Annotated in this window: 15 protein-coding genes and 1 other annotated feature; of the genes, 9 read left to right on the top strand and 6 right to left on the bottom strand. The window is 41.3% G+C overall.

The window, feature by feature from the left end:
* The first annotated feature begins 451 nt into the window (after window positions 1–451).
* Window positions 452–1,369 carry a tRNA modification radical SAM protein MnmL/YtqA gene (gene mnmL, locus F9817_RS00945; protein ID WP_161153078.1) on the top strand — a complete coding sequence of 306 codons (918 nt, stop codon included), beginning with the start codon at window positions 452–454 and terminating at the stop codon, window positions 1,367–1,369.
* Window positions 1,370–1,403: 34 nt separating this feature from the next.
* On the opposite strand, the gene F9817_RS00940 is transcribed toward mnmL, so the two are convergent.
* From F9817_RS00940 to F9817_RS00930, 3 genes are all read right to left on the bottom strand, one after another.
* Window positions 1,404–1,961, bottom strand: coding sequence for a sugar O-acetyltransferase (locus F9817_RS00940; RefSeq protein ID WP_237476175.1), 558 nt, complete (start codon window positions 1,959–1,961; stop codon window positions 1,404–1,406).
* A 192-nt stretch (window positions 1,962–2,153) separates the two neighbouring features.
* Window positions 2,154–3,005, bottom strand: coding sequence for a helix-turn-helix domain-containing protein (locus F9817_RS00935; protein WP_161153077.1), 852 nt, complete (start codon window positions 3,003–3,005; stop codon window positions 2,154–2,156).
* A 340-nt stretch (window positions 3,006–3,345) separates the two neighbouring features.
* Entirely contained in the window at window positions 3,346–4,719 is a 1,374-nt protein-coding gene (locus tag F9817_RS00930; RefSeq protein ID WP_161153076.1) for an acetaldehyde dehydrogenase (acetylating), read from the bottom strand.
* A gap of 310 nt (window positions 4,720–5,029) precedes the next feature.
* On the opposite strand from F9817_RS00930, the gene arcB reads away from it, so the two are divergent.
* Complete coding sequence (gene arcB, locus F9817_RS00925) at window positions 5,030–7,384, top strand: aerobic respiration two-component sensor histidine kinase ArcB (RefSeq protein ID WP_161153075.1); 2,355 nt, start codon at window positions 5,030–5,032, stop codon at window positions 7,382–7,384.
* A 1-nt stretch (window position 7,385) separates the two neighbouring features.
* Window positions 7,386–7,832, top strand: coding sequence for a hypothetical protein (locus F9817_RS00920; protein ID WP_161153074.1), 447 nt, complete (start codon window positions 7,386–7,388; stop codon window positions 7,830–7,832).
* A gap of 117 nt (window positions 7,833–7,949) precedes the next feature.
* On the opposite strand, the gene arcA is transcribed toward F9817_RS00920, so the two are convergent.
* Window positions 7,950–8,669 carry a two-component system response regulator ArcA gene (gene arcA, locus F9817_RS00915; RefSeq protein ID WP_161153073.1) on the bottom strand — a complete coding sequence of 240 codons (720 nt, stop codon included), beginning with the start codon at window positions 8,667–8,669 and terminating at the stop codon, window positions 7,950–7,952.
* A 335-nt stretch (window positions 8,670–9,004) separates the two neighbouring features.
* Between arcA and F9817_RS00910 the strand changes: the two genes are divergently transcribed.
* Both F9817_RS00910 and F9817_RS00905 read left to right on the top strand, forming a co-directional pair.
* The gene (locus F9817_RS00910) at window positions 9,005–9,391 is read left to right on the top strand and encodes a DUF3293 domain-containing protein (protein WP_161153072.1); all 387 of its coding nucleotides are present in this window, start codon (window positions 9,005–9,007) and stop codon (window positions 9,389–9,391) included.
* Window positions 9,392–9,625: 234 nt separating this feature from the next.
* Complete coding sequence (locus F9817_RS00905; RefSeq protein ID WP_161153071.1) at window positions 9,626–10,117, top strand: putative 4-hydroxy-4-methyl-2-oxoglutarate aldolase; 492 nt, start codon at window positions 9,626–9,628, stop codon at window positions 10,115–10,117.
* On the opposite strand, the gene F9817_RS00900 is transcribed toward F9817_RS00905, so the two are convergent.
* On the bottom strand, window positions 10,114–10,593 hold the full coding sequence (locus F9817_RS00900; RefSeq protein WP_161153070.1) for a ribonuclease regulator: 480 nt from the start codon (window positions 10,591–10,593) through the stop codon (window positions 10,114–10,116). The genes F9817_RS00905 and F9817_RS00900 overlap by 4 nt on opposite strands.
* A 286-nt stretch (window positions 10,594–10,879) precedes the next feature.
* Between F9817_RS00900 and F9817_RS24470 the strand changes: the two genes are divergently transcribed.
* From F9817_RS24470 to thrC, 4 genes are all read left to right on the top strand, one after another.
* Window positions 10,880–10,993 carry a thr operon leader peptide gene (locus F9817_RS24470; protein ID WP_408063520.1) on the top strand — a complete coding sequence of 38 codons (114 nt, stop codon included), beginning with the start codon at window positions 10,880–10,882 and terminating at the stop codon, window positions 10,991–10,993.
* Window positions 10,929–11,047, top strand: a sequence feature (Thr leader region). Its footprint overlaps the gene before it by 65 nt.
* A gap of 30 nt (window positions 11,048–11,077) precedes the next feature.
* Window positions 11,078–13,537 carry a bifunctional aspartate kinase/homoserine dehydrogenase I gene (thrA, locus tag F9817_RS00895; RefSeq protein ID WP_161153069.1) on the top strand — a complete coding sequence of 820 codons (2,460 nt, stop codon included), beginning with the start codon at window positions 11,078–11,080 and terminating at the stop codon, window positions 13,535–13,537.
* Between the two features lie 20 nt (window positions 13,538–13,557).
* Window positions 13,558–14,514 (top strand): homoserine kinase, encoded by a 957-nt coding sequence (gene thrB, locus F9817_RS00890; protein ID WP_161153144.1) that lies wholly within the window; start codon window positions 13,558–13,560, stop codon window positions 14,512–14,514.
* Entirely contained in the window at window positions 14,511–15,800 is a 1,290-nt protein-coding gene (gene thrC, locus F9817_RS00885) for a threonine synthase (RefSeq protein WP_161153068.1), read from the top strand. The genes thrB and thrC overlap by 4 nt, the downstream gene beginning before the upstream one ends.
* Window positions 15,801–15,935: 135 nt before the next feature.
* On the opposite strand, the gene grcA is transcribed toward thrC, so the two are convergent.
* Window positions 15,936–16,313: an autonomous glycyl radical cofactor GrcA gene (gene grcA, locus F9817_RS00880; protein ID WP_161153067.1), complete on the bottom strand. Its 378-nt coding sequence runs from the start codon at window positions 16,311–16,313 to the stop codon at window positions 15,936–15,938.
* Window positions 16,314–16,318 lie beyond the last annotated feature (5 nt).

Raw genomic sequence — 16,318 nt, 5'->3', positions numbered from 1 at the left:
CACAACCTATAGCTTATTGTACAAAAGGTCAAGTTACTGGTGAAAAATCGTTCGTAGATGAGATTTACTATTAAATACAAATATAATCATCTATATATCAATGTGTTATCTTTCTCCTTGCCGCAAAGATTTAACATTTTTCTCTCATTACATGAGAAAATGAGATTATCGAATGTTAGCGAGTGGTGAGGTAAGTTATTTGCTGAGGAGAAACTTATTATGTGACAGAGATGATATATAGTGTAAATAACTAACTTTTAATTTAATTATGGATTAATGTTCTAAATTAGTTCAATCTAAACACAGAGGCTAGTTAATTACCTTGTTCATTAAGAATATAGCGCTATTGATGATACAAAAGACTAAGATTTATTGATTTCGATTAGCAACTCACATGTCACACTGACCTAAACTGCATCTCTTAGTTAAGGTGAGGTGAGTAGGAAAATCAATGCAGCTCCATGAATTAGTCAATACAATTGGTCAGGATTTACAAAGACGTTATGGAGAAAAGGTTCATAAACTGACTTTACACGGTGGATTTAGCTGCCCTAATCGTGACGGAACGATTGGCCGTGGTGGTTGCACTTTTTGTAATGTCGCCTCTTTTGTGGATGAAAACACGCAAGTTGAATCTATCCCGCAGCAGCTTACTCATCGAGCTCAAGAAATCTCCCGAGCCAAAAAGTATCTCGCTTATTTTCAAGCCTATACCAGCACTTATGCTGAAGTTCAGTTATTAAAAAATATGTATGAGCAAGCATTACATCAGGCTGATATTGTTGGGCTATGTGTAGGAACTCGGCCTGATTGCGTGCCTGATGCGGTATTAACTTTACTTGCTGATTATGTCGCTCAAGGTTATGAGGTATGGTTAGAACTCGGGCTGCAAACCGCCAATGACCAAACCTTAAAGCGTATTAATCGTGGTCACGGTTTTGCTGAATATGCCGATATTGTGCCGAAGGCGCGTCGCTTAGGTATTAAAGTATGCACGCACTTAATCGTTGGGTTACCGAGAGAAACAAAAGCCGATAACCTTGAGACTTTAGATAAAGTTTTAACTATAGAGACTGATGGGATCAAGCTTCATAATTTGCATATTGTCACAGGAAGTACCATGGCTAAAGCGTGGCAATCGGGGCGATTAGCGGCTATCTCACTGCCTGAATATGTTGATATTGCTTGCGAAATGATTCGTCGTACGCCGTCGAATATCGTTTATCATCGCGTTTCGTCTGCGGCTCGGCGTCCTACCTTATTAGCTCCGTTATGGTGTGAAAACCGCTGGCTAGCAATGACGGAAATTGGTAAGGTCCTAGATAAACTCGGGCCACAAGGTTCTTTAATTGGACAGTCTTTTAGATAAATAGACAGCCGCATATATACAGCTGTCATTCACTTTATTGATCTAATTGGCGCATGACGCGAGCTGGATTGCCCGCAACTAAATGATATGGTGGCACATCTTTAGTTACTACGCTTCCTGCACCAACAACAGCCCTTTCACCGATAGTGACTCCAGGTAATACGATCACACCTCCACCCATCCAGACATTGGATTCGATTGTAATCGGCTCAGCCCATCCAATGTGTTGATTACGCGTTTCTGCATCCAACGGGTGATGAGCAGTATAAAGCTGGACATTTGGACCAATGAAGACATGATCACCAATCGTCACCGGTGCGGGGTCTAGCAGAGTGAAATTAAAGTTAATAAAAACATGATTTCCAATCGTGGTGTTCATGCCGTAATCGACATTTAAACGTTTTTCAATATGGACATCTTCTCCAAGAGAACCAAACATTTGTTTGAGTAGATCTTGTTGGGCTTCTACATTCTCACGTTCAATTTCGTTGTATTTTGCTACGAGATTGCGAGTAATATTTCGAATTTTAACCAGTTCAGGATCGTTGATAGGGTAACGTTCTCCTGCCAGCATATCTTGGCGGGCTGTCATATCTCAGTACATCTCTTCATTATAAAAAATACGATGGTACCGGTTTCATATTCGAGTAACTTAGATCTGCCTCTCTATTTGTCATTTAAATGAATCAGAGTTTTACCTCAGTCATCTCAATATTCTTTCGGTAATGCCTTCTTTCTTAGGCAAGGTACTGATTGAAAGATAGAGTCTTTTTACGTAGGTAGATCAACGCACTTCCATTAATTGGTATTGCTTTGGAGTTAGACCATATTCCTTTTTAAATTGGCGTATGTAATAGGAAATATTATCGTAGCCAACTTCATAGGCTGTATCTGTAACAGACAAGTGGCGTAGGTATTGACGTGACTTCTGTAACCGTAAGCGCGTGAAGTAGTCTTTGGGACATTGATTGGTGATGAATTTAAATTTCTGACTGAAATTGGAGATCGACATATCAACCTCTTCTGCAATATCAGAGATAGACATGTAGTTGCCTTGGGTAGAGTTCATCAGCCGAATCGCTTTATTGATTGGGTGATGCTGGTGGTGTTGAATGATTTCGTGACATCCCTGAATCTTCATTAATTCATAAACCAACTCTTGGCAGGTGATGTCGACGAGAAACTTCATATTAAGATCTCGTTCGGCCATGATTTCCTGCATTCGATCTTGTAAGGCAGACAAGCGATGAGAGATCGAATCAAGAAAAAAAGTGGAGTAGGTGATGTTTTTTGATGGCTCAATCTCCAATTGAGACGATACCTTCTGATTGACATCGTTAATAAGCTGATCGCTAAATTCATATACTAATGCACGCGTGTATTCGGACATCGACATATACACATTCGAGTGTGGTGGTAATAATATGAATTGGTCACGATTGTAAACGAATTGCTCAGATTGATTGATACTGACCGTTTTTGCACCATCGATAATGGTGCATAAGCGTGGTGCATCATACGAGCGATATTCATCGTTATAGTGTTTTGGTAAATCGTAATAGAGCAGGTTTAAACTATCAGTTGCAAAGGCGTACTCGGTTTCTGCTACCTTGTTAAAATTATGAATTTTATACACAAAGCACCTCGCAATGAACGGATAGACTAATTACAGCAGATTATAATGGAGAGTGACGTTATCCACTATATGAATTAAAACACTTACATAGTGGGTGGGTTTTTATTTTCTTCATATAAATAAGTAAGATAGCGATAGAAAAGAAAGTAGCTATTTATTAACTTTGTGACCAGTAACGAAATGAGAAAGATTAAGAAATAGCCCAACAAGAAAAGGTAGAAATACTTGTTGGGCTGGCTTAGTGACAAAGAGTGATACCTCTTCTATTGGTGACATGAAGATAGAAGAGGTAAAGGGACCGATAGCTTGGGGTTGTCTCGGTCTCTCACTCACTCAATGCTTAAGCAACTTCTTCTAGTTCTTCATTGAAGTGGTATACCACTTTCTTAACGTTAAATAGGTGTTCAGGGCCCACGTTGTCAGATACTGAGCTACCGCCAACAGCGCCACAGCCTAGAGTCAATGCTGGAGTTAGGTCTGTAGTAGCGCCGATGCCGCCTAGAGCGCTTGGCGTATTTACAAGACAACGAGAAACAGGCATACGTAGTGAGAACGCTTGAATAACACTCTGGTTGTTTGAGTGAATAGAAGCAGTATGGCCAGCGCCTTCATTTTCTAGAAGTTCTGCACAACGGTTGATAGCTGCTTGGTTGTCTTCTTCTACGTAGAACGCAAGGATAGCAGTCAGTTTTTCACGAGAATATGGGTTAGTCTTGCTTACTGTGTTTTGCTCAGATAGCAAAATACGAGTGTTTTCTGGAATAGTTAGGCCAGCAAGATCTGCCACGTATTGCGCTGTTTTACCAACGATTTGTGGGTTCATTGTGCCGTTTTCACGAAGAATGAATTTGCCTAATTTTTCTGATTCTTCTGCAGTTAGGAAGTAACCACCATTTTTCACAACTTCAGCGCGTACGCGCTCTTCCATTGATTTTTCTACAACGATAGATTGTTCTGATGCACAGATAACACCGTTGTCGAATGTTTTACTTAGGAAGATTTTTTCTACTGCTTTAGTTACGTTGGCTGATTTTTCAATGTAAGCCGGTGAGTTACCTGGACCAACACCGATTGCAGGGTTACCTGAACTGTATGCTGCGCGAACCATTGCTTCGCCACCAGTTGCAAGGATAAGAGCAGTATCGTGGTTTTTCATTAGCTCTTGAGTTGCTTCAAGAGAGGGTTTGCTAATGCAACCAATGATGCCTGCTGGAGCGCCTGCTGCTAGTGCTGCTTCGTAAACAACTTTTGCAGTTTCAGTGATAGATTTTAGTGCCGTTGGGTGTGGAGAAACAACGATACCATTACCTGATTTAATCGCTACAATCGCTTTATAGATAGTAGTAGATGTTGGGTTTGTTGAAGGTACTAACGCTGCTAAAACCCCCATTGGAACCGCGACATCCATAGTGCGTGTTACAGGATCAGTACTTAAAATACCGACTGTTTTTTGATCTTTTATGTGCTCAAGAAGCTGTTTACTTGCAAATTCATTTTTAACGACTTTGTCTGCAGCATTACCGAAGCCGGTTTCTTCTGCAGCCATAGTGGCTAAACGGATGCTTTCACGTAGTGCCGCATCAGCCATGCTTTTTACAATGGCATCGATTTTTTCTTGAGAGAAAGTTTTTAGCACAAGTTGTGCTTGTTTAGCTTGTTGAATTAGGTCAATCGCTTCTTGTACAGAATCGTTAATCACTGTTTCACGTGTCATGGGAGTGTCTCCGGTTTTGTACTCACTATGTTGTGAGCTTTCCATGGCGCGAATAATAACAATCAGGTCATTTAGCAACTAATTCACATTTTAAAAAAATAGCTCATTTTTTAATGGAACGATCTAATGGTTAAAATACGTGATCTAGATTCGATCTTAATTAACATAATTATATTTTCCTCTTCTAGTTGCTTGATGATATTTGGTTTATTTCAACTGTTTGTGTTTGATAAAACTGACGAATAGGGGTGAAACACGCTAGACTAGCGCTAAGGTCAACTGCCTCTAATTCATTCCTATGGAGTCTTGAATGAAACCGATGAAGAACCTTGCCCAGTACTATGTTGATTTGCTGGTAAAGCTGGGCATATTGCGTTTCTCTATATTATTAGCACTAGCACTGGTTGCTTTAGCTGTGGTGGTGCAGGTTGGTATAACTCTCGCCTTAAAAGGTCATGTGGACGATATCGATATCGTGCGCTCGGTCTTCTTTGGTTTACTTATTACTCCGTGGGCGGTGTACTTTCTTTCTGTTGTGGTTGATCAGCTAGAAGAGTCACGCCAACGTTTATCTAAATTGGTTTCAAAGCTCAAAGATATGCGAGCCCGCGACCAAGTGCTTAATCAAAAGCTTCAGCAAAATATCGTTAAACTGAACCAAGAAATCGAAGAGCGGATTAAAGCGGAAGAAGCTCGCGAAATGGCGATGATCGATTTAGAAGCGGAAGTTCGTCAGCGGGAAAAAACGCAACTTGAATTGGCAGAAAGAACGGCGTTACTTCGTTCTTTCATCGATGCATCTCCAGACCTTATCTATTATCGTAATGCTAATGGCGTCTTTTCTGGTTGTAACCGGGCGATGGAAGAACTCACTGGGCGCAGCGAACATGAATTAGTGGGCTTAACGCCTTGGGATGTATACCGCAAAGAGATTGCCCAATCAATTGTAGAAACAGACCAAGAAGTTTTTACTAACGATAGCCCTCTTACGTATGAACAGTGGTTAGAGTATCCAGATGGGCGTAAGAGCTATTTTGAATTACGCAAAGTGCCTTTTTACAGCAAAGAAGGCGATCATTTAGGTTTGGTGGGATTTGGGCGTGATATTACTGAACGTAAACGTCATGAAGAATCCTTAGAAAAGGCCAGCCGAGATAAAACCACTTTTATTTCCACTATCAGTCATGAATTACGCACACCACTTAATGGTATCGTTGGTTTGAGCCGTATGCTGCTGGATACGACATTAACTCAAGAACAGCGTAAACAGATGCAAACTATCAATGTCAGTGCTGTCACGCTCGGTAATATCTTTAACGATATTATTGATATGGATAAATTTGACCGCCGTAAATTAGAACTCCTTCCGGCACCACTCGATTTTGAAGAGTTCGTTGTTGAGTTAGAAAGCCTTTCTGCGTTAATGGCGGAACAAAAAGGGTTACGATTTGATCTGGAACGTTTGACTGATTTACCTAAAATTATTGAGGTGGATGCGACTCGTTTACGTCAAGTTTTGTGGAATGTCATTAGTAATGCGATGAAGTTCACTAAAGAAGGCGGTGTCGTTATGACGGTGAGCTCTGAAACGATAGATGATGGTAGCAAAGCCGAAATTACCATGGACATTGAAGATACTGGGATAGGGATTCCGGAATCTGAAATTGATAAGATTTTTGCTATGTATTATCAAGTTAAATCCGGTAAAGATAATTTACATGCCGTTGGAACGGGTATTGGTTTGTCGGTATCTCGCCAGTTAATTAATTTGATGGATGGGGATATCATGGTCAGTAGTGAAGAAGGTTACGGTAGTACCTTTACCATCACTATTCATGTTCCGCTAGTTGAAGATGCTGCTATTAACGAGCCTCAATATCATAACCAAAGAGCGCTAAATATCTTTATGGTTGAGGATATTGAGTTGAACGTAACCGTTGCTCGATCTTTATTAGAGAGTTTAGGTCATACGGTCACGGTGGCAATGACAGGTACAGAGGCGCTCGAAAAGTTTGTTCCTGAACTATACGATTTGGTGTTCTTAGATATTCAACTCCCCGATATGACCGGATTCGATATTGCTCAGTTACTGCGTAAACAATATAGCGATTTACCTCCTTTGGTCGCGCTAACTGCCAATGTGCTGAAAAATAAAAATGAATACCGAGAAAAAGGGATGGACGATGCGATCAGTAAACCGTTATCGGTTTCTGCTGTTCAAGAGGTGATTGCGAAAATGACAGGAAGCGATGAGCAAGTGAATGAACCGGCAATAGAACAAGCCCCGAGCCAATCCAATATGACAGATGAAGTTTATTTAAGGCTTCTGGATGTGGATATGTTAGAGTCATATGTCAGCATTGTTGGTGCGCAGCCTGTGGTCGACAGTATTGAGCTATTTGAACAAATGATGCCATCGTATATTGAAGTGTTAGATTCGAATATGGTGGCCAAAGATCAGGCAGGTATTGCCTCTGAAGCTCACAAGATTAAAGGGGCTGCAGGTTCGATTGGTCTAAAACGTATCCAAGGTATTGCGCAGAAAGCACAAACACCGGACGCTCCCGCTTGGTGGGAAAATATCACCGATTGGGTGGATGAAATTAAAAATGAATATCAATCGGATATTCAAGTTCTTAAACAGTGGTTAGCGCAAAGGAAGTAATATGAAAAAATTCGTACTCATCGCTTTGATGTCAGCTTTGACCGCCTGTGCTTTTTCTCCCAATGTAAATTGGAAGCAAGGTAGTTTAGCAGTATTGGCGCAAATCGATATTCAACTCAAAAGTAACCTTTGGACTGATCAACTGCCTAAAGTACAGGGCGCAGAGACTCAGAGCCTAAATGGCACATTAACACTAGAAACATCGGGTGAACTGCCGGCTGATCTCAACGTAAATCAATTAGTGATTAAGCAAGGGGATCAAGTCTGGACCATTGATGGTGATAATGTTGAGCTACGTACTCAAAGTGAAGATGTTTGGGAAGTCGTATTTCAGTCATCCATTGAAGTGAACGTTGATAAACCTGTTTCAGTGGCACTTGAATTATCTAATGATGGAAAAAATGCATGGTTAGTTGAGCACAATGTCTCGATTGACAAAGTATACTAATCTCTTCTTCAGAAGATAATCGTATTCACTGATGTAAAAATAAAAGCCCCAGTTCAGTTTGAGCTGGGGCTTTTTAATCCATCGTACACTCTGCAATATTTTTGCGAGTTACTTTACTTAGTTGTTTTCTAAGTCACCACAGAAGCGGTAGCCTTCACCGTGAATCGTTGCAATAATTTCAGGTGTACCTGAAACAGATTCAAAGTGTTTACGAATACGACGAATGGTAACGTCAACCGTACGATCATGTGGTTTAAGCTCACGACCGGTCATTTTCTTCAATAAATCGGCACGAGTTTGAATTTTGCCCGGGTTTTCACAGAAGTGAAGCAAGGCACGGAATTCAGAACGAGGAAGCTTATAGCCATCACCACTTGGACTAACCAAAGAACGGCTGTTGATATCAAGAACCCAACCATTGAATTCGTATTTTTCAACAGAGCGTTTTTCTTCTTGTGACGCATTAGCGTTCATTGAACGACTGAGTAGGTTACGAGCACGAATGGTCAATTCTCGTGGGTTAAATGGTTTGGTAATGTAATCATCCGCACCAATTTCTAGCCCTAGAATTTTATCCACTTCATTATCGCGACCAGTTAAGAACATAAGAGCTACGTTAGCTTGTTCGCGTAATTCACGCGCGAGCAGAAGGCCGTTTTTACCTGGTAGATTAATATCCATAATGACCAGGTTGATCGGTTGTTCAGACAATACGCTGTGCATGTCTTCACCGTTACTTGCCTCAAAAACAGCGTATCCCTCTGCTTCAAAAATACTCTTTAGAGTGTTACGAGTCACCTGCTCGTCTTCAACAATAAGAATCTGCGGGGTTTGCATTGGCGTTACCTAAAATTGTGAAAAAACTGTGCTAATAGAACTCATACTAGGCAAAAATATAACATACATGTAATGTTATGTTGATCATAAAGCTATGTATTTTTAACGAAATACTAGTTGTAATTGCCCGCCATCCTTAGACATTAATGATTACTAAAGTCTCCTCTTAGTTACTGGTTCCACTAGTCTATGAAGCGGATTCTATAATGTTAACAGCATGCTAACAACGACCAAATGTTAATTCCAAGCACTTTGTTGATTTACATCAAGAGTTGTAATGTAAGCGTTATTAACAGTCGTAATCAAATGTAAATTGATGTGACTCAGGAGTTTTTATGCAAATTAATTCACATCTTTGGCAAGCTTATTCATCAGTAAGGTTTGACTTCAAAGCGGTAATTAATGCTGAATGTTATGCTGTGATCACAGCTTGGAACCCCGGAAGCGAAAGGTTGTCACATAATGAGAATTGCTTAAACAATCATCGTTTACAGCTCAAACTAAACGATTATGATTGGGTAAGTGTTGTGGTTGGCGACCCAGATTTTCAATGGTTCGAAGAGAGTTTTGCGGTTGCAATGCCACTTGAAGCAGCATTAGACCTAGCTCTCACTTTTAAACAAAACGCCATTTATTTTGTTAGAAATGGTGCACTTTATTTGTACTCTTGTGTCGATTCACACGTCGTACAATTAGGGTCATTAGAAGAAAAATTAAAATAAGTTACCAAACGATTTCTGAGGATAATGAAGAATACCTTGAAATAATTTGGATTCTACACCCGATACCTAGGCCACCTCTGGTAAGTATCTAGCCTTGAGTTCTAATCGAGTATCAAATCTACAAAGAGTCTATCTTTGTTAATGTCCGTATTTTCTGGGATATAAATTCGATCACGTTTAGGTATCGCCAAGACGCACTTTGCGAATTGGAGACATAAAAATCATGGAGGAACGATGAGAGATTTAACGCCAGATATTAGTGATAAATATGGTTCGCAAGTCAGTTTGCTGGATCTTCCGTTACAAAATTTTGGGCAACGCTTCTGTTTTTGGGGGGAGGTTGTAACGGTACGTTGCTACCATGATAATTCCAAAGTAAAAGAAGTCTTGGCACAAAATGGTAAAGGAAAAGTGCTGGTTGTTGATGGTCATGGGTCGTGTCAACGCGCTTTAATGGGCGATCAAATTGCTATTTCAGCGATTGAAAACGATTGGGAAGGCGTCATTATCTATGGCGCGGTAAGAGATGTCGTTGCCATGTCTGAAATGGATTTAGGGATTAAAGCATTAGGTACTTGCCCGATAAAAACAGAAAAGCGTAATGCTGGTGAGATCAACGTTAAACTGACCATGATGAATCAAATCATCTTACCTGGTGATTATATTTATTCAGATTGGAACGGTATGTTGGTATCTCCAACCGAATTAGATCTGACTTTCGATTAAAAACGAAATCCTATCCCTACCTGAACATCTTGCTGCCACCCTTGGTAACCAAGCGTGGCATGCATGTCTAGTTGATCATTAAATCTGTATTGGCTCGATAACTCTGCGGATAAGTCATCACTGTTGTCGTCATGAGCAGCCACTCCTGAAGAATAGGTATTGACGACAGAGTGTAAGGTGCTGCTGAGCAGCAATTTATCATTATATTGGTAGCTTATACCACTCATTACGCCGTTACTTATTTGCGTGGGGTGACTGTCTAATCGCGTACCAACAAAGATATGCCAGTTTGGATCAATGGAATATCGATAGCCGCTGTTCAATGTCCAACTGTCTACTTGACTGCCGTTTTGCTCACTTGAAAAAAATAGTGAAGTGGCAGGTGAGGTTACGCTATCTAATGGTAAAAAATCTGCAGCTAGACAGACGGAAGGCACCAATAGTATGGAACATACGATAAGCCGTAATTTCACCATAACGTCCTCCCTGAATGAATCCTAAATATTGATTAAATAACAATCCAATCAAATGAAACTAGTGTCATTTTAAACTACCTTGTCTGGTTATAAGTAAAGCATAGATACGACATTTTGCTTATTTATTGTTCGATAAGCGCAGCGGGTAAAAACGGATAATATATTGCCATAATGGTATTTTTTGTCGGATTATATAGGTATTGCTATCATTTTAAGTGCATATGCCAAGTAAGAAGAAAAAAAATCAATTTTTAATTGACGGCTGATAGTGAAATAAGGTAAACGTATGGTCACGCAAACACATAAATACGCAAGAACGACAATGTTATCCATCAGCCAAGTAGTAATGACCACCACCATTATTATTACCGACATTACGCATGTTGGGGCAGGCTGCTGAGCGTAAAATTTCACAAAAAAAGGCCTGTATCCCAACGATACAGGCCTTTTTTTATACCTATTTTTATCTTCTCGGAGGGAAGGGATGCGAGTATTAAAGTTTGGAGGCTCATCGTTAGCGGATGCAGATCGTTTTCTAAGAGCGGCTGACATCATCGCCAATAATGCCAAGCAAGAAGAAGTGGCTGTAGTGCTGTCGGCACCAGGAAAAACAACAAACAAGCTTGTTGCCATTATTGAAAGTGCAATGCGCCACGGTGAAGCTGAATTACAAGTAGAACAGCTCGAAACAGCATTTCATACTCTGTTTAACGACATTAAAGCCGTATTGCCAAACATAGAAGGTAATGAATTTGATAAGCAGGTTCGTCAGTCTATGTCCAAATTACGTGAATTTGTACATGGTATTACGCTGCTTAGTATGTGTCCTGATAATGTTAATGCTCGCATTATTAGTAAAGGGGAACGAGTTTCTATTCAGCTTATGAAAGCTGTGATGGAAGCTAAAGGGCTAAAAGCTGATCTGATTGACCCTGTGAAATATCTGAGTGCGCAAGGGGAATACCTGGAAGCCATGGTTGATGTGGAAGCGTCAACCAACAATTTCCGTCAACATCCATTAGCTGATGATCATGTGCATATCATGCCTGGTTTTACTGCGGGTAATAAAAAAGGTGAGCTAGTCTGTTTAGGCCGCAATGGTTCGGATTATTCTGCTGCTGTGTTAGCGGCGTGTTTACGTGCCGATTGTTGTGAAATCTGGACCGACGTTGATGGCGTCTACAACTGTGACCCTCGCTTAGTGAAAGACGCCCGCTTATTGAAATCGCTTAGTTATCAAGAAGCGATGGAACTCTCTTACTTTGGCGCTTCGGTTATGCACCCTAAGACGATTGCTCCTATTGCCCAGTTCCAAATTCCTTGCCTCATTAAAAACAGTTTTAATCCTCAAGGTGCAGGCACATTAATCGGTCAAGATACAGGCGAAGATGAGCTAGAAATTAAAGGCATTACCACGTTAAGTAATTTAACCATGGTAAATGTTTCAGGCCCTGGTATGAAAGGAATGGTGGGCATGGCTAGCCGTGTTTTCGGCACTATGTCTTCCCATGGGGTGTCGATTGTACTGATTACGCAATCTTCTTCTGAATACAGCATCAGCTTTTGTATTGAAGCTGATAATAAAGCTCAAGCACAATTGGCTCTCTCTGATGAGTTTGAATTGGAGCTGAAAGATGGTCTATTAGAACCGGTCGAGTTTATGGATGACTTAGCTATCATCAGTTTAGTGGGTGATGGTATGCGTACTTCTTGCGGAATCGCTTCCCAATTCTTTACTTCGTTAGCTGAAGTTCACGTTAATATCATTGCTATTGCTCAAGGCTCTTCCGAACGAGCAATCTCTGCGGTTATTCCTGAAGGAAAAATTTCAGAGGCGATTAAGACTTGTCACGAAAACTTCTTCAATTCTAAGCATTACCTCGATGTTTTTGTTGTCGGTGTTGGCGGTGTCGGTGGCGAATTGGTCGATCAAATTCATCGTCAGCAGGAAAAATTGGCGACGAAAGGGACCATTTTACGAGTGTGCGGTTTAGCTAACAGTAAAGGCTTGTTGCTCGATAGTGAGGGGTTACCACTCGATAATTGGCGGGATCGCATGGATAGCGTGACGGAAGAGTTCAGTCTTGCTCGTTTGATTGCATTGGTTCAACGTAACCATATTATCAACCCAGTGCTGGTGGATTGTACTTCTAGTGACGAGATTGCTAAACAATACGCTGATTTCTTAGCGGCGGGTTTCCATGTTGTGACTCCCAACAAAAAGGCAAATACCGCTAGCATGGCTTACTATCAGCAGTTGCGTGAAGTGGCGCGTCACTCTCGCCGTAAGTTAATGTATGAAACAACAGTTGGGGCTGGCTTACCTGTCATTGAGAACTTACAGAACCTTATTGCTGCTGGGGATGAGTTAGAACAATTTAATGGTATTCTTTCAGGGTCTTTATCCTTTATTTTTGGTAAGTTAGACGAAGGATTAACATTGAGCCAAGCAACACTACTTGCAAAGGAAAAAGGGTTTACGGAACCTGATCCTCGTGATGACCTTTCCGGGATGGATGTTGCGCGTAAACTGCTTATTCTTGCTCGTGAAAGTGGCATGAAGTTAGAGCTTAGTGATGTAAAAGTTGAACAAGCACTACCACCAGGCTTTGATGATAGTGGCAGTGTTGCTGAGTTTATCGAGCGTCTGCCTCAAGCTGATGAATACTTTACTCAGCTGTTTAATGAAGCGTCTGCTCAAGGCAAAGTGTTACGTTACGTTGGTGAGATTGCTGATGGCCAATGTCGAGTGCGTATCGCGATGGTCGATGAAAATGATCCAATGTACAAAGTAAAAGAGGGTGAAAACGCACTGGCATTCTATAGTCGTTATTACCAACCAATTCCATTAGTGCTGCGCGGATATGGTGCCGGTACTGAAGTAACAGCTGCTGGTGTCTTCTCTGACGTGATGCGAACACTAGGCTGGAAATTAGGGGTTTAATCCACATGAGTTCTGATGACATGGGCGTTGTCGTTTACGCCCCAGCTTCTATTGGTAATGTCAGCGTCGGTTTTGACGTGTTGGGGGCGGCTGTGTCTCCAATTGATGGCACACTGCTTGGTGATAGAGTAGAAGTAAAACTAGGCGACCAACCGTTCAGCTTGGCAACTGCGGGGCACTTTGTGTCTAAGTTGCCATCAGAACCTAAAGAGAACATCGTTTACGATTGTTGGCAGGTGTTCGGGCGTGAGTTAGCGAAAAAACAGTTACCGCTAAAAAATGTGGCGATGACATTAGAGAAGAACATGCCAATCGGTTCAGGTTTGGGCTCTAGTGCTTGTTCAATCGTTGCTGCTCTTGATGCGCTAAACCGTTTTCACGGTCAGCCATTAAATGAGACAGAACTTTTAGCCTTAATGGGTGAGATGGAAGGTAAAATCTCTGGTGGTGTCCACTACGATAATGTTGCTCCTTGTTATTTGGGCGGTGTTCAATTGATGGTGGAAGAGCTGGATATTATTAGCCAAGAAATCCCTTGTTTTGATGATTGGTTTTGGGTGATGGCTTATCCCGGGATCAAAGTCTCTACAGCAGAAGCTCGCGCCATTCTACCTGCTCAATATCGCCGCCAAGACATTATTGCCCACGGTCGTTATCTTGCAGGTTTCGTCCATGCTTGTCATAGTGGGCAAGGTGATTTAGCTGCCAAAATGATCAAAGATGTCGTGGCTGAACCCTATCGTGAAAAACTACTGCCAGGTTTTGCACAAGCAAGAAAATATGCATTATCAGCAGGTGCGTTAGCAACCGGTATTTCTGGTAGTGGCCCTACGCTGTTTAGTGTATGTAAAGAAAAAGAAGTTGCCGAACGTGTTGCACGTTGGCTTGAACAAAACTACGTACAAAATGAAGAAGGTTTTGTGCATATTTGTCGTTTAGACAAACAAGGTTCGAAAGTGACAGGAAGTGAGCTATGAAGCTTTACAATATAAAAGAAAATGATGAACAAGTTTCCTTTGGTCAAGCCGTACGCCAAGGGTTAGGTCGAAACCAAGGTCTATTTTTTCCATCTGAGTTACCGAAGTTCGATGATATCGATGCTTTATTAGCTGAAGACTTTGTGCCACGCAGTGCAAAAATTTTATCTGCATTAATTGGTGATGAACTACCCGCAGAAAAGGTTTATGAATTAGTAAACAACGCTTTTCAATTCCCAGCGCCAATTAAACAGGTTAAAGATGGAGTTTATGCGTTAGAGTTATTCCATGGCCCGACGTTAGCGTTTAAAGACTTTGGTGGCCGTTTTATGGCTCAATCACTAGCTGCTGTTTCTGATGGTGGCAAAATCACTATTTTGACGGCAACGTCTGGTGATACAGGTGCTGCAGTCGCGCATGCTTTCTATGGTATGGAAAATATCAACGTCGTGATTTTGTACCCGAAAGGCAAAATTAGCCCTCTACAAGAAAAGTTATTCTGTACTCTCGGTAAAAATATTCACACAGTCGCGGTTAACGCAGACTTTGATGCTTGCCAAACTTTGGTTAAACACGCATTTGATGATGCTGAATTGCGTGAGCAAGTCGGTCTAAACTCGGCTAACTCAATTAATATTAGCCGTTTAATGGCACAGATCTGTTATTACTTTGAAGCTGCTGCTCAAATGAGCAAAGCTGAGCGTGAAAATCTAGTAATCTCAGTGCCAAGCGGTAACTTTGGTAACTTAACCGCAGGCCTATTGGCGAAAGCGCTTGGTCTACCAGTTAAGCGCTTTATCGCGGCGACCAACGCGAATGATACTGTGCCTCGTTATCTTCAAACAGGTAAGTGGGATCCAAAACCAACTGTTGCAACCACATCTAACGCAATGGACGTGAGCCAACCTAATAACTGGCCGCGTATTGAAGAACTATGCAAAGTTCAAGGATGGGGATTGGAAACATTAGGTAAAGGTGCTGTGGTTGAGGATGCACAAGCTGCTGAATCAGTACGCGACCTGAATGAGTTAGGTTACTTATGCGAACCACATGGTTCCATTGCTTATCGCGTATTAGAAGAGCAGCGTCAAGCAGACGAAACAGGTCTGTTCTTGTGTACTGCTCACCCAGCTAAATTTAAAGAAGTTGTCGATGATATCTTAGGTTCTGATATCGAACTTCCTGCACCTTTAGCGAAGCATGCTGCGATGGATCTATTGTCTCTAAACTTTGACAACGATTTTGCGAAATTGCGTGAGTTACTGATTAAAGTACAGCAAGCTTAATGGTTATAGGGCGGTGCTTGCGCCGCCTCTATCTTCGATACAACTTTTATTGTCTATACAAATGAAAAGCGATGCCCTAGGGCACCGCTTTTTTATTTGTAACCGGATAAACTATCCCGATTGACTGACGCTATATTACATAGATTCAGTGAAAGTACGTGAGATAACGTCACGTTGTTGTTCTGGAGTCAATGAGTTAAAACGCACTGCGTAACCAGATACACGGATAGTTAATTGAGGGTATTTTTCTGGGTGATCGATAGCGTCTAGTAGAGTTTCACGGTGTAAAACGTTAACGTTTAGGTGTTGGCCACCTTCAACAAGTGGAGCGGCTTTAACTGCAACTTCACGGCCTTCGTATTCACCTAGATCGCTAACAGGAACAACTTGATCCGCTTCGAAACCATTTAATGCAGCAACACAACGAGCTTCGTTAGTTTCGTTGTTGATTAACCAAATAGAGTTTAGTAGTGCGTCGTTAGCTGCTTTAGTAATTTGAATACCTTGGATCATCACAA

Source organism: Vibrio eleionomae, from assembly GCF_009874545.1.
Classification (GTDB): domain Bacteria; phylum Pseudomonadota; class Gammaproteobacteria; order Enterobacterales; family Vibrionaceae; genus Vibrio; species Vibrio nitrifigilis.
Note: the sequence above shows the minus strand (reverse complement) of the source record. Positions and strands in the feature narration are given on the sequence as shown.

Bases quoted from the DNA above. Each gene is read 5' to 3' on its own strand.
- mnmL (WP_161153078.1), top strand. From the start codon at position 452: ATGCAGCTCCATGAATTAGTCAATACAATTGGTCAGGATTTACAAAGA.
- F9817_RS00940 (WP_237476175.1), bottom strand. From the start codon at position 1,961: ATGACAGCCCGCCAAGATATGCTGGCAGGAGAACGTTACCCTATCAAC.
- F9817_RS00930 (WP_161153076.1), bottom strand. From the start codon at position 4,719: ATGACACGTGAAACAGTGATTAACGATTCTGTACAAGAAGCGATTGAC.
- arcB (WP_161153075.1), top strand. From the start codon at position 5,030: ATGAAACCGATGAAGAACCTTGCCCAGTACTATGTTGATTTGCTGGTA.
- F9817_RS00920 (WP_161153074.1), top strand. From the start codon at position 7,386: ATGAAAAAATTCGTACTCATCGCTTTGATGTCAGCTTTGACCGCCTGT.
- arcA (WP_161153073.1), bottom strand. From the start codon at position 8,669: ATGCAAACCCCGCAGATTCTTATTGTTGAAGACGAGCAGGTGACTCGT.
- F9817_RS00910 (WP_161153072.1), top strand. From the start codon at position 9,005: ATGCAAATTAATTCACATCTTTGGCAAGCTTATTCATCAGTAAGGTTT.
- F9817_RS00905 (WP_161153071.1), top strand. From the start codon at position 9,626: ATGAGAGATTTAACGCCAGATATTAGTGATAAATATGGTTCGCAAGTC.
- F9817_RS00900 (WP_161153070.1), bottom strand. From the start codon at position 10,593: ATGGTGAAATTACGGCTTATCGTATGTTCCATACTATTGGTGCCTTCC.
- F9817_RS24470 (WP_408063520.1), top strand. From the start codon at position 10,880: ATGGTCACGCAAACACATAAATACGCAAGAACGACAATGTTATCCATC.
- thrA (WP_161153069.1), top strand. From the start codon at position 11,078: ATGCGAGTATTAAAGTTTGGAGGCTCATCGTTAGCGGATGCAGATCGT.
- thrB (WP_161153144.1), top strand. From the start codon at position 13,558: ATGGGCGTTGTCGTTTACGCCCCAGCTTCTATTGGTAATGTCAGCGTC.
- thrC (WP_161153068.1), top strand. From the start codon at position 14,511: ATGAAGCTTTACAATATAAAAGAAAATGATGAACAAGTTTCCTTTGGT.
- grcA (WP_161153067.1), bottom strand. From the start codon at position 16,313: ATGATCCAAGGTATTCAAATTACTAAAGCAGCTAACGACGCACTACTA.